Annotated in this window: 11 protein-coding genes; 5 read left to right on the forward strand and 6 right to left on the reverse strand. The window is 39.8% G+C overall.

Annotation, left to right across the window (positions count from 1 at the left end):
* Positions 1–52: 52 nt before the first annotated feature.
* The gene (locus tag B7E05_RS01570; protein ID WP_080871992.1) at positions 53–1,468 is read right to left on the reverse strand and encodes a YfcC family protein; all 1,416 of its coding nucleotides are present in this window, start codon (positions 1,466–1,468) and stop codon (positions 53–55) included.
* A 213-nt stretch (positions 1,469–1,681) separates the two neighbouring features.
* On the opposite strand from B7E05_RS01570, the gene B7E05_RS01575 reads away from it, so the two are divergent.
* From B7E05_RS01575 to B7E05_RS01585, 3 genes are all read left to right on the forward strand, one after another.
* The gene (locus tag B7E05_RS01575) at positions 1,682–2,806 is read left to right on the forward strand and encodes a M20 peptidase aminoacylase family protein (RefSeq protein ID WP_080876181.1); all 1,125 of its coding nucleotides are present in this window, start codon (positions 1,682–1,684) and stop codon (positions 2,804–2,806) included.
* Positions 2,807–3,039: 233 nt separating this feature from the next.
* A complete protein-coding gene (locus B7E05_RS01580; protein ID WP_080871993.1) occupies positions 3,040–3,570 on the forward strand; it encodes a hypothetical protein in 531 nt (176 codons plus the stop codon).
* A gap of 42 nt (positions 3,571–3,612) precedes the next feature.
* The gene (locus tag B7E05_RS01585; RefSeq protein ID WP_080871994.1) at positions 3,613–4,302 is read left to right on the forward strand and encodes a copper homeostasis protein CutC; all 690 of its coding nucleotides are present in this window, start codon (positions 3,613–3,615) and stop codon (positions 4,300–4,302) included.
* 182 nt (positions 4,303–4,484) lie between these two features.
* Here the strand turns inward: B7E05_RS01585 and B7E05_RS01590 are convergent, their stop codons facing one another.
* The 5 genes from B7E05_RS01590 to B7E05_RS01610 form a co-directional block, all read right to left on the reverse strand.
* Positions 4,485–5,246 (reverse strand): SDR family NAD(P)-dependent oxidoreductase, encoded by a 762-nt coding sequence (locus tag B7E05_RS01590; RefSeq protein ID WP_080871995.1) that lies wholly within the window; start codon positions 5,244–5,246, stop codon positions 4,485–4,487.
* Between the two features lies 1 nt (position 5,247).
* A complete protein-coding gene (locus B7E05_RS01595; protein WP_080871996.1) occupies positions 5,248–6,198 on the reverse strand; it encodes a 3-hydroxyacyl-CoA dehydrogenase family protein in 951 nt (316 codons plus the stop codon).
* 135 nt (positions 6,199–6,333) lie between these two features.
* Positions 6,334–7,653, reverse strand: coding sequence for a GntP family permease (locus B7E05_RS01600; RefSeq protein WP_080871997.1), 1,320 nt, complete (start codon positions 7,651–7,653; stop codon positions 6,334–6,336).
* A 34-nt stretch (positions 7,654–7,687) separates the two neighbouring features.
* Positions 7,688–8,971 (reverse strand): histidinol dehydrogenase, encoded by a 1,284-nt coding sequence (gene hisD, locus B7E05_RS01605; RefSeq protein ID WP_080871998.1) that lies wholly within the window; start codon positions 8,969–8,971, stop codon positions 7,688–7,690.
* 152 nt (positions 8,972–9,123) lie between these two features.
* Complete coding sequence (locus tag B7E05_RS01610; RefSeq protein WP_080871999.1) at positions 9,124–10,113, reverse strand: LacI family DNA-binding transcriptional regulator; 990 nt, start codon at positions 10,111–10,113, stop codon at positions 9,124–9,126.
* Positions 10,114–10,504: 391 nt separating this feature from the next.
* Here B7E05_RS01610 and codB point away from each other — a divergent pair, with 391 nt between their 5' ends.
* Positions 10,505–11,764, forward strand: a complete 1,260-nt coding sequence (gene codB, locus B7E05_RS01615) for a cytosine permease (RefSeq protein ID WP_080872000.1) — start codon at positions 10,505–10,507, stop codon at positions 11,762–11,764.
* Between the two features lie 3 nt (positions 11,765–11,767).
* Positions 11,768–13,036, forward strand: a complete 1,269-nt coding sequence (locus tag B7E05_RS01620) for a cytosine deaminase (RefSeq protein WP_080872001.1) — start codon at positions 11,768–11,770, stop codon at positions 13,034–13,036.
* Positions 13,037–13,062 lie beyond the last annotated feature (26 nt).

Consider the following 13,062-nt stretch of genomic DNA (forward strand, 5'->3'; position numbering starts at 1 on the left):
ACATAGACAGGGATGATTATATTTGAATGTATCAGTATTGTTTATTTAGCCATCACATCGGCCCCCAATTAATCAGAACCGTAATCATAATAAAGATAATGCCGATAACGTACCAGATTCCTACAAGCGGCAATGCGAATTTTAACCATTTTGTCCAAGGAATACCGGCGATGGCCAAGTTAGCCATTAACACACCGGATAAAGGTGTGATGATGTTTGTGAATCCATCCCCAAGTGTATAAGCTTGTACAGCAACTTGGCGGGGGATATCCATTAAATCGGCAAGTGGTGTCATAATTGGCATCACAATCGCAGCTTGTCCGCTTCCGGAACTCACAATGAGGTTGAAAATACCATTACCGATAAACATAGCGATGGCTCCCATAACGCTGGAAAAAGGCTCTAAAGCGATAGACATCCCATGCACGACGGTATCAAGTACTTTTCCATCTTCTAAGATAACGACAATCGAACGGGCCATTCCGATAATGAGCGCGCCGTATAATACTTTTTTTGCCCCGTCTACAAATTCGGCTACCATTTCGTTGGCTCCCATTTTTGAAATAAGGGCCGTAAGTACGGCTAAAGCAACGAAAATACCAGCCATTTCGTTGATGTCCCAACCTAATTGGAAAACACCATATACGTAAAAGCCAATGCCAGCTACAAGCACGAATAAAATGGTTAAATGTGTCGATGTTAATTTGCCTTCCACCTTATCCATGGATCTATCATCTGACTTTGGAAATGGATTATCACGCAAAATACTTTTCTGCGGGTCCTTTTTAACGCGGTTGGCATACCAAATGATGTAGGCGATTGTAGCTCCTACAACGATGACATATAGCACGAGACGCAAAGAAAGCCCTGAAAATAGAGGGAGCTGGGCAATCTGCTGCGCAAATCCAGTTGATTGCGGGTCTAAAAATCCGACTGCAAAGCCAGAATAAGCACCTAAATAAATAATGGAAACACCAACAATCGCGTCCATTTTCATCGCTCTCGCCAAGATAATCCCGACTGGTATAAAAGCAATTGATGAGTTTGCGATAATTCCCAGACCTCCGAAAATAGAAAAGAGAATGGCGACCATTAAAATTAAAAGCCATTCCCGATTTTGCGTTCGTTTAATTGTTTTCATGATTAAGTTATCGATGGCACCTGTTTTTTCAATAGCGGCGAATGTTCCGCCGATGGTCAATACAAGAAAAATCAGACCGGCACCGCCGATTAACCCTTCTTGAATGGAACTGAACATATCAATAAAATTAACGGGCTGCTGGTCTATTTGACTATAGCTGTCCGGAACAATGACTTCCGTGCCATCTTCTATTGTTTCCCGCTCGTAACTCCCGGCCGGGATGATATATGTAAGAATTGCTGCGAGTAACAAAATGGCAAATAAGATAACATATGCATCAGGAAGTTGGAATGTCTTTTTCTTTTTTTGTTTTTCTTGTTGCGACATAAGATGCCTCCTTTTAAAATCTTAAACTTGAAATTGATTATATTAGAGTTTATACTTCAAAGCAATGTTAATAATAAGAATACTTGAAAATAAAGGACATTTTTAAAACCATACATACTATTATAATAAATAAGTAAAATAGATTGCTAGGGTATTTTGAATGTTTTTTATCAAAAACATGGTATTTATTTTGAAAAAGGTCGGGGAGAACAAATGGAAAAAAGCATACAAACAAGTATGTTAGAAACGTTTCAACATCTACATACACATGCAGAAATCAGTTGGGAAGAAATAGAGACGACAACATATATCAAAGCGAGGTTAGAAGAAGCGGGCTGTGAAACCATAACTTTTTCTGAACACACGGGTGTGGTTGGAAAATTTGGAAATTTTGATAAAGGATTACCGGTAATTGGTATTCGTGCAGATATGGATGCGTTATGGCAGGAAGTGAATGGCACATTTCAACCAAACCATTCCTGTGGGCATGATGCTCATATGTCGATGGTATTAGGTGTGCTGTGGTCATTACAGCAAATACCGGACATGCAAGATAACGTAGCGATCAAGTTTATTTATCAGCCGGCAGAGGAAGAAGGCGGTGGTGCACTGAAAATGGTGGAAGAAGGTGTTGTGGAAGACGTTGACTACCTGTTCGGAATCCATCTCAGACCAAAACAGGAAGTAGCTGCAGGGAAAGCGGCTCCTGTGATTGTGCACGGTGCGACCAAAACATATGAAGCAGTCATTAAAGGAGAAGATGCACACGGTGCACGTCCGCATTTAAATGACAATGCAATTGAAATTGGGATGCAGATCGTGAATATGCTGGGCCAAATGCATATGGACCCAAGAGTTCCGCATTCAGCAAAAATGACGAAGTTCCAGGCGGGGGCAAAAAGTTCCAATATTATCCCGGGCAATGCATCCTTCAGTTTGGATTTACGTGCCCAGTCAAATGAAGTGATGGAAGTCCTGGTAAAGAAAGTGGATGCTATTTTGGAGTCTGTCCGAAATCTGTATGATGTCGATATTGATGTGACTGATTACCACGGCGTACCAGCCGCTGAAACGAATGAGGAAGCGACAAACTTTATGCGTACAGCGGTGCAAGATGTATTGGGCGCGGGGAATGTGGTAGAATCGCTTCTGACACCCGGTGGAGATGACTTTCATTTTTACACGGTGAAGAAGCCGGAATTAAAAGCAACAATGCTGGGATTAGGCTGTGATTTAGGCCCTGGATTACATCATCCTAATATGACCTTTGATAAAGATGCACTATGTACGGGAGTGGATATTTTAACGAAGGCGATATTAAATGTATATCAGGTATGATAGAAAAAATAGATGATTCGATGTGGGAAAGCTGATTTTTGCTGTTATGGCAGTAAGGACTGGCTTTTTTATATGGAAGGGTAGATAGGCGCTGCGAGGAGAAGTTATGGGTGCTGTGACGTTCATGACAGAAGAGGAGGAAATTTTGGGAGGGAGAGAAGAGAGATTATGATAAAATTGTTAGAGAAATAGTTTTTTTCGGTATAAAATATAATAACAGTCAGGTGATTATCATGCAGAACGATCTTTCTCTTCTATTTGAAGAACTCCATACAATGCGAGACACCTATTTTCATACAGATATTTTCAAGTCATCGATTCATAAACGGGTTGTGCCGGATAAGTGGAGTGTTGCAGAATCGATTTATCATTGTTATTTATTGCTGAAGCTTACGCGGCTGACATCTGCTTATTATTTACCGGTAGCCCGCATTTATATGAAACTTCGCCGCCCTAAAGTGAAGCGATATAATGGAGAGATGTCTAATATATACCGCAAAAAAACAATGAAAGCGCCCTTTATTTTGAAGCCGAAGATGAAGCGGGAATATACGCTTATAGAATTGCGGGAACTGTTGGAAGCAGAAACGGAAAAACTAAAAAATTGTGTTGCATATCTTACAAAAGAACAGTGTTACTGGATAAAATATCCTGACCCTGTGCCGGCATATCCGAATGTTGTACAGGTAGTGAAGCTTTTGCGGATTCATGAAGAACATCATTATACGGTAGTGATAGAAAGGGAGCAGAAGTTTCGTGGTTAGAGGCTGAACATGAAGGCATTGTTCATTGGAAGGAGTTTAGAAATGATTGAATGTATTGTCCAAAATGCAATAGACGCGAAGGATGCTGAAAACCTGGGTGTGTCCAGATTAGAATTGGTTTCAGCTATCCAGCTGGGTGGTTTGACTCCCGCTTATGAAACGATTCAACAGGTACTTGACAGTGTGAGGCTGCCCGTGCAAATCATGATTAGGCCACATGATGCTGGATTTATATACACTTTAGAGGATAAAGAAATTATGAAAAAAGATATTTACTTGTTGTGTGAACGAGGTCATCATCGGATTGTAGTCGGGGCTTTAACAGAAAAGAAAACCATCGATACAGTTTTTCTCGATGATTTATTTGGGGAATTTCCGAAATTAGATGTGACGTTTCATCGTGCATTTGATGAGGTCCGAGATCTGACAGAGGCTTATCAGACGTTAGTTGCTTATCAGAAGAATATAAAAAGAATCTTAACTTCCGGAGGTACGAATGGTTGTGTGGAAGGAGCAGATTCTTTGCACAGGTTGGTTCAGTTACAGCATACATGGCAAGGTCCGAGTATTTTACCGGGCAGTGGGTTGAATGTCAATAATATACAAGATCTACATGGTGCGATTCAAGCTAATGAATATCATTTTGGTAGTGGAGTTAGAAAAGGGCAATCATTTGAAGAAAGGGTGGATAAAGACATTATAAAAAGAATACAACATATTTTATTAAGATGATTACAGGAAAGGAGGGTAAGGAAAATAGATAATATTATCTTACACATCCCGTTCCTGTATTTTGTGAGGGTATTAATAAAAAAATGAATGGGGATAAATTTCTCCCTACATCTGGTGTTGTTTTCATACAATTGTAAGTAACGGTGTTGTTTTCGTTTAATTTAATTACATGTCAATTCATTCTATATAGCGGTCCATCCACCATCTACTTTAATTGTTTCACCAGTTACAAAGTTGGCTAAATGAGATGCTAAGTATAGCACTGCACCGCTGATATCGCCAGGTTTTGGCATGTTATCTAATAGAATGCGATTTTCCACATCTTTTTTAAATGCTTCATCTGCAAACATTTCTTTCGTCAAATCTGTTTTTACAAAAGTCGGAGCAACAGCATTTACATTAATTCCATTTTCAGCCCATTCTACGGCTAATGCTTTTGTTAATTGAACTACTCCGCCTTTACTGGAGCAATAAGCAGCTCTTTTGAAGTAACCAACAAAAGACATTTGGGAGGCGATATTAATAATACGCCCCTTTTTATTTTGTTCCATCATATGTTTTCCGACAGCCTGACATAAGAAAAAAACGGATTTTAAATTCGTGTCAAGCACTGTATCCCAATCTTCCTCACTAACTTCCAATGCAGGTTTTGCAATATTAGCACCGGCGTTATTTACCAATATATCTATCGTTCCATATTCCATTGCAATTTCATCAATTATTTCTCGCATCTTCTGAATATGATTGACATCTGCTGCTATTGTCTTATGATTACCATTAAAAGCTTCCAATTCAGGAAGAAAATGATTTAAATGTTCTTTATTTCGGCCGGTAACAATGACATTTGCTCCTGATTTCGCAAAAGATAAGGCGATATCTTTTCCAATTCCTTTACTTCCGCCAGTAACGATGACGGTCTTATTTTTGAATTCTGAAAAGTTCATATTATTCTCCTTTGAATAAGCCATTTTCTTGATCACGTTTTAAAAAGTGAATGAGTGTTTTTTCTCGTTCGGCATTTATTTGTTCAGAAATTTCTTGGTCCCAGAGATAAAAGCCTTCTCCATTCTTATAACCAAGTTTTTCTTCTGCTACTAAATTCGTTAATGTTGCCCCTGATTGGTTGGCAGTACTTAAATCTTTAAACAAATAATCCGATATAGAAGAGAAAACATCCAGTCCTCCTAAATCAGCCGTCATGAGAGGGCCAGTAATTGGCAATCTGCGGCCAATGCTGTAAGTGATCGCTGCATCAATATCTTCTTTTGTGACAATTTTTTCATCCAGTAAAGCCTGGGCTTCTCGAAATAAAGCGTATTGTAACCGATTTCCAATGAAACCGGGAACTTCTTTTTCTAATAAGATGGCTTTTTTCCCCATTACTTTCATGAGACGCATCGTCCTGTCTGCAGTTTCTTCATTGGTTTTTTCCCCTTTTACAATTTCAACAAGAGGAATCAAGTGTGCCGGGTTCCAAAAGTGTGTCACGATAAAACGTTTCGGATGGGAGGTTTCTTTGGCTAATGCAGTAGGCATGAAACCAGAAGTATTACTTGCTATAATGACATTTTCATCTGTTAGTTGTTCTAATTGTTTATATAATGATTGTTTCATTTCGATTTTTTCAGGGATTGCTTCGATAATATACGTAGCTTCTTTTGCCGTTTCTTCCAAAGATGGGAGCAATGTAATTCTCGCACTTATCTGCTGTATTTCTGCTTTGCTAATGAGTTCGTTGTCAAACATTATATTTAACTTTTCAATCAATTCTTTATCCGCTTTTGAGATATCTTCTTCTGTCGCCCCTGAGACTTTGACATCTATTCCTGCCCAAGCAGCTGCCAGGGCGATAGAATGGCCCATTGTACCACAACCAATAATAGATAAGCGCTCCATTATATCACTCCTTGTCCTTCTCAATCGTGTTCGTAATATTTGCAACAGGTAAATGATAGAAGGTTATATGCAGAATAATGTTTCTACACATAACCTTCCATAAAAATATATTTTAAAAATAAATTCTTGTGCAGATCAACTTCCCAAACCTAGTGAAAATAGAATAATAGCCACAATGACACCAACCAACGGAACAACTACAGTCATTGCGCCAAATGCAGGATAGGCACTTTTATGTGTCTCTCTAGCTATGGAACGTATCGTTGTTACTGCATATCCACCATGAGGCAAAGAATCAAGCGTTCCTGATGAAAGTGCCACAGATCTGTGGAGAGCTTCTGCGTCAACCCCCATATCTAAATAGTGTGGTCCTAAAATAGGTAATGCAATCGTTTGTCCACCAGAAGAAGAGCCTGTCAAGCCGGCAATAACCATTACAGCTATAGATCCTCCGATTAATGGATTGCCTGGAAGGTCTGTCATAAAATTAACTGCTGATTCAAAAGCTGGAGTGGCTTGTGCAACTCCACCAAAACCAACAACTGCAGAAGTATTTCCGATAGCAACTAATGCTCCAGTTGTACCATCACCTACTGCTGACCAAAAATCTTTAAAGTATTTTCGATTAAGTAACCAGGTAGCGATAATACCACTAAGTAAAGCCAGGATAAGAGCTGATTGTTCTAATGAATCATGGAAAATAAATGATACGATAAGAACTGCTAATAAAGGAACAAGACTTAAAAATGGATTTGGTAAGCTTGTTCTTTTTTCCTGGTTATCCGTTTCTCTTTCCTCGAAGCTTTCTCCTTTTTTAACAGCTTTTCGAATCATTTTCATCAGCCACCAATAGCCGAAAATCAACATGAAAACAGCGACTATCAAACTAACTTGCCAACCCGCATAGGGGGTGGTCCCTAAAAACGGGATCGGAATCCAGTTTTGAATTTCCGGAGATCCGGCAGATGTCATTGTAAATGTAGTAGACCCGAAAGCCAGAGCAGCCGGAATAAATCTTCTGGGCAGATTCGCTTCTTTGAATAAACTGACAGCCATTGGATAGACTGCAAAAGCAACGACAAATAAGCTAACTCCTCCGTAGGTTAATACCGCACAGGCAAGAACAATTGCAAGAACCGCATATTTCATGCCTATTTTTGATACAATCCAGTTGGAAACACTCTCAGCGGCACCGCTGTCTTCCATTACTTTTCCGAAAATGGCTCCTGCCAGGAACATGAGGTACCAGGAAGTAATAAATCCAGCGAAACCGTCCATATACCCTGTTACAAAATCTACTTGTCCTTCACCAGCAAGTTGAGGAAATAAAGGCAACCCATTTAATATTGCAACAAAAAGAGCTGAAATTGGAGCAACAATGAGCAAATTCATCCCCTTCATTACTAAAACGGTTAATAATATCAACCCTCCAACTAACCCCATCATACTAATCATATTGTCCCCCGCCCCCTATTCAGTTAGAAATACATTATGATTTTTCACCATATTTACGAACGCGTAATAATGCTTGTTCCGCGTGTCCTGCAAAATTTTCTAGTTGGCAAAGACGTGCAGCGTATTCTCCAAGATAAGCGCTCTGCTCTTCAGAAGTCACTTTTTGGTAAGTTACTGTTTTCAGGAATTTACCAACCCAAAGTCCGCCAGTATATTTTGCGGCTCCTTTTGTTGGCAGTGTATGATTTGTTCCAATCACTTTATCGCCATAAGCAACATTTGTTTCTGGTCCAAGGAATAAACAGCCGTAGTTCGTCATGTTTTCCAGGAAGAAATCAGGATTCTTCGTTAAGATTTCCACATGTTCGAAAGCTAAGCGATCAGCTTCTGCCAATGCTTCCTGTTCGTCTTCAGCCAGAATAATTTGTCCATAATCCTCCCAGGAAACACGTGCAACATCAGCGGTAGGCAAGGTTGTCAGTTGACGCTCAATTTCTTTTACAGTTTTCTCTGCAATCGCTTTGGAAGTTGTAATGAGTGCTCCAGGTGATGTTGGTCCGTGTTCTCCCTGACCTAAAAGATCTGTGGCAATCATTTCTGGGTCACTTGTTTCATCCGCAACCACAAGTGTTTCTGTTGGTCCGGCAAACAAATCAATTCCGACACGTCCGTATAATTGACGTTTGGACTCTGCTACAAAAGCGTTTCCTGGTCCGACAATCATATCGACAGATTGAATGCTTTCTGTTCCGATTGCCATCCCAGCCATTGCTTGGATGCCGCCAAGAATATAAATCTCATCGGCTCCAGCCATATGCATCGCGTATACGGTTGTTGCCGGAATTTCGCCATTTATTGGTGGTGTGCAAGCGATGACGCGTTGGACCCCTGCTACTTTAGCAGTTAACACACTCATATGAGCAGAAGCAACCATCGGATAACGGCCTCCTGGAATATAGCAGCCTACACTATTTACAGGGATGTTTTTATGACCGAGAATAACGCCGGGCATTGTTTCCACTTCTAAATCTTTGAGGGAATTCTTTTGGTGTTCAGCAAACTGACGTATATTATTCTGAGCAAATGCAATATCTTTCGCCGTTTGTTCCGGTATAGAATCGCAAATTTCCTCAATCTCTTTTTGGCTTAATTGGAAACTTTCCGGGCTCCAATTATCGAATTTCTCAGAAAGGTTACGAATTGCCTTATCACCATTGTCCTCGATATCTTGAATCGTTGAACGAACAATATCAGCAACCTTTGTATCTGCTTCTTGAATATCGGAAGGGGTCTTTCCTTCTTTTAAGTATGTTGACATATTATTCCACTCCTTATGAATTGCATACGTATGCAAAATGCATCATATTGAATGCGTATGCAAAATATTGATATAAAAAAGCTATGTTTAATAGCTTTAAAAAAGATGATAAACGAAAACGGTTACAAATGTCAAGGAGAAATTCAAATTTCTCATTTCTTCGTTGTATTCCGATGAATAAATTGCCCTTTTAATTTCACAGCCTTTGGTGAATCCACTTTATGATCGTGTAAGAGTAGATAAATAGCTTCATCCACCATTTTTTCAATTGGCTGTTCCCAAGTTGATAACATGTAAGAAGGCCAGGAAGCCATTTTTATATTATCAAAACCTACAACAGCTGTTTTATCCGGTACAGATATATTTTTTTCGCGTAATGCATCTAATGATCCAATCGCAGTAATATCATTTGCGCCAAACACAGCTTCAGGAACGTGTCCATTTTCAATCATTGCTTTGGTAAGGTAATATGACTTTTCATACGTATAGTCTCCTTCTAAAATGGTCGCTTCTATATTTTTCTCCTTCAAGTATTCTGTAAATCCTTTTTGCCTATCTTTATTTGTCGATGTATTTTTTTTACCTGTAATGTAGACAATATCTCGATATCCCTGTTCATAGAAATAAGCTGCAATTTCTATGGAAGCACGGACATTATCACTGGAAACAGAGTTGCACGGAATGTCTTTATGGTAACGGTTAAATAAGGTTATTGGGATATTATTATCATGAATTTTCGATACCACTTTGGAGGAAAGGAGGGCATCCGTAATAATGATTCCTTCTACATTGTATTCGAGAAAATGGTTGATCTCTTCTTGTTGGATTTCCTCGTTTTTCGTATAGACAAATAATACATTATATCCCTGTTCTCTTAACTTCATCGAAAACATACCAAGTACTTCATGATAAAATGGATTTTGAATGTCCTTCATTGCCAGACCGACGATATTGGTTTTTTTGTTAATTAATCCTCTGGCAAGTGCATTTGGCTGATAGTTTAATTCCTCTGCCACTTCTAATACTTTTCTTCTTACTTTTTCAGAAACACTGGCTCCCGGAGTGAATACTCTTGAAACAGTGGATTGTGATACATTTGCTAATTTAGCTACATCTTTTGCAGAAACGAAATTTTTCTCCATCGTCATACTCCAATCAAGTTTTGCGTAATTGTTGGTTTATTAATTATTTTAGCATATTCGAAAGAAGGAGAGTAGGTTAGTAATTTAATAGAGAAACGAATATCTTTCAATTTCTTTCTAGCTTCCAATATTTCCAACATGACAACGCAGCAATTTTATGTCATAATATATATTAATTAAATACTGGTACCTTTAAATCAGTCCAGAGAGGCTGACAAGGACAGCGCGAACATAATGATTATCACTTGGGAAAAGTGTATTCAAGTGTGCATTATAAACAAAAGCTTCTTGTCAGGAATAGGACAAGGAGCTTTTTTTCTTGGTTCTACCTGACTTTTGCCGAAGTCTTTCGGTACCAGTTTCTTATATTTAACATATTGGAGGAATTGGTATGTCACAAACAGATAAAGAGTTTTCATTAGAAGCAGTACCTCAGACGCATCGGAATGGGTTTTGGAAGATTTTAGCGGTAATGCTTTCACTCAGTTTCTTCTCAGCAAGTATGATGTCGGGAGGAACATTAGGAACGGGGTTGACGTTTTCCCATTTCATCTGGGTGGTACTGGCTGGTAACCTGATTCTTGGCCTTTACACGGGGTCACTTGCTTATATAGCTTCCAAGACAGGGTTGTCGACCCATTTATTAGCACGTTACGCATTTGGGGAGAAGGGTTCTTATTTAACATCCTTTTTACTCGCTTCTACACAAGTGTGCTGGTTTGGTGTGGGACTAGCGATGTTTGCTATTCCAGTTGCTACAGCGACAGGGTGGAATGTGTATCTGCTTATCGGTATTCTGGGGCTATTAATGACAGTTTCGGCGATTTTTGGAATGAAAACTTTAACTATATTAGGATTTGTGGCTGTACCGGCGATTGCTATCTTTGGTAGTTATTCCATGGTTGATTCAGCGCATGAAATTGGAGGAATGCAGGGGTTATTTGCTTATGAGCCGGCGCAGGCAATCAGTATAGGGTTGGCCTTAACCATTTGCGTAGGTTCCTTTATCAGTGCAGGAACGCTTACTCCGGATTTTGCGCGCTTTGCTAAGTCAGCAAAATCAGCCGTGGCGGCAAATATTATTGCTTTTTTCCTGGGGAATTCATTAATGTTTTTATTCGGCGCAATCGGCGCGATGGCTTTTGGTATCGCGGATATTTCAGATGTGATGTTTTTACAGGGATTGATGATTCCTGCTATTATAGTGTTAGGTTTAAACATTTGGACAACCAATGATAGTGCTTTATATGCTTCGGGGTTAGGATTTGCTAATATTACGAAGTTGCCTAAAAAGAAAATCGTTGTGTTCAATGGAATTATCGGGACAATTGCAGCAATGTGGCTATACAATAATTTTGTCGGATTCTTAAATGTGCTGGGATCGGCATTACCATCCATCGGCGCGATTATATTAGCAGATTATTTTCTGGTCCGCCGCAGAAAATATGCGCCTTTTGAAACCATGACGTTTCAATCTGTCAATTGGGTGGCAATTGTGGCCTGGGCAGGAGGCGTGGCGATTGCTAACTTTGTGCCAGGTATCCCGCCGATAAATGCATTAATAGGAACATCTGTTATTTATGTGATTGGAATGAAGTTGTTGCCGCAAGAAGAAACAGTCATCGCACCATTAGAAGAAAGGGTTAGGTAGTCAATGATTATTAAAAATGCAAAGCTGAGAGGCAAAGAAGGAATTTGGCATATTGTTATAGAGGATGGTAAATTTAGCGAGATAACAGAGGAATTACCGCAGTCTGAGGATAAAGAGATTGTCGATGTAAATGGTTCACTGGTTCTTCCGCCTTTTATTGAACCGCATATCCATTTAGATACGACGTTAACAGCGGGGGAGCCTGCTTGGAATCAGAGCGGAACATTATTTGAGGGCATTCAGCGCTGGTCTGAACGCAAAGAATCACTAACGATAGAAGATGTGAAAAAGCGATCAAAAACGGCATTGAAATGGCAAATTGCCCAGGGAATTCAGTATGTTCGTACACATGTGGACGTGACAGATCCAGAGCTTACTGCTTTAAAAGCCATGTTGGAAGTGAAGCAGGAAATGGCTCCTTATATAGATATCCAGCTGGTTGCTTTTCCGCAAGAGGGGATTCACTCCTATCCAAATGGAAAAGAGCTTTTGGAAGAAGCTTTGCAATTGGGAGCAGACGTGGTTGGCGGCATCCCGCATTTTGAATTTACGAGAGAATACGGTGTCGATTCGATGCGCGTGGCGTTTGATCTTGCGGAGAAATATGATAAATTAGTAGACATTCATTGTGATGAAATCGATGATGAACAATCCCGATTTGTAGAAGTGGTCGCAAAAGAGGCTTATGAGCGCGGTTGGGGAGAACGTACAACGGCAAGTCACACGACGGCGATGGGATCATATAACGATGCGTATACATCAAAACTCTTCCGTCTGCTGAAGATGTCTCAGATCAACTTTGTATCTAATCCGCTTGTCAATATTCATCTCCAAGGCCGTTTCGATACGTATCCAAAACGCCGTGGCTTAACGCGGGTAAAAGAAATACAAGAAGCAGGAATGAATATTTGCTTTGGCCATGATGATATTTTTGATCCTTGGTATCCGCTGGGAACCGGTAATATGTTACAAGTATTGCATATGGGGATTCATGCGTCGCAATTAATGGGTTATGAGCAAATCGTCAATTCGATTGACCTGGTTACCAAAAACAGTGCTAAGACACTGCATATTGAAGAACAATATGGCATTGAAGCAGGGAAACCGGCGAATTTCATTGTTTTATCCGCAGATAATGAATACGATGTGATTCGTAAGCAGGCTGTGGTGACACACTCCTTCAGAAATGGAGAAATGATCGCTCATACGAAGCCGAGTGAGGCGTCAATTTTGTTGAATGATACAGAAGAAAAAGTAACCTTTGATCGATAAAGTAAAAAAGCGCAACCTCCGGAATC

This window comes from Oceanobacillus timonensis (assembly GCF_900166635.1).
GTDB lineage: Bacteria > Bacillota > Bacilli > Bacillales > Amphibacillaceae > Oceanobacillus > Oceanobacillus timonensis.

Bases quoted from the DNA above. Each gene is read 5' to 3' on its own strand.
- hisD (WP_080871998.1), bottom strand. From the start codon at position 8,971: ATGTCAACATACTTAAAAGAAGGAAAGACCCCTTCCGATATTCAAGAA.
- B7E05_RS01575 (WP_080876181.1), top strand. From the start codon at position 1,682: ATGGAAAAAAGCATACAAACAAGTATGTTAGAAACGTTTCAACATCTA.
- B7E05_RS01595 (WP_080871996.1), bottom strand. From the start codon at position 6,198: ATGGAGCGCTTATCTATTATTGGTTGTGGTACAATGGGCCATTCTATC.
- B7E05_RS01610 (WP_080871999.1), bottom strand. From the start codon at position 10,113: ATGGAGAAAAATTTCGTTTCTGCAAAAGATGTAGCTAAATTAGCAAAT.
- B7E05_RS01585 (WP_080871994.1), top strand. From the start codon at position 3,613: ATGATTGAATGTATTGTCCAAAATGCAATAGACGCGAAGGATGCTGAA.
- B7E05_RS01580 (WP_080871993.1), top strand. From the start codon at position 3,040: ATGCAGAACGATCTTTCTCTTCTATTTGAAGAACTCCATACAATGCGA.
- B7E05_RS01570 (WP_080871992.1), bottom strand. From the start codon at position 1,468: ATGTCGCAACAAGAAAAACAAAAAAAGAAAAAGACATTCCAACTTCCT.
- codB (WP_080872000.1), top strand. From the start codon at position 10,505: ATGTCACAAACAGATAAAGAGTTTTCATTAGAAGCAGTACCTCAGACG.
- B7E05_RS01600 (WP_080871997.1), bottom strand. From the start codon at position 7,653: ATGATTAGTATGATGGGGTTAGTTGGAGGGTTGATATTATTAACCGTT.
- B7E05_RS01620 (WP_080872001.1), top strand. From the start codon at position 11,768: ATGATTATTAAAAATGCAAAGCTGAGAGGCAAAGAAGGAATTTGGCAT.
- B7E05_RS01590 (WP_080871995.1), bottom strand. From the start codon at position 5,246: ATGAACTTTTCAGAATTCAAAAATAAGACCGTCATCGTTACTGGCGGA.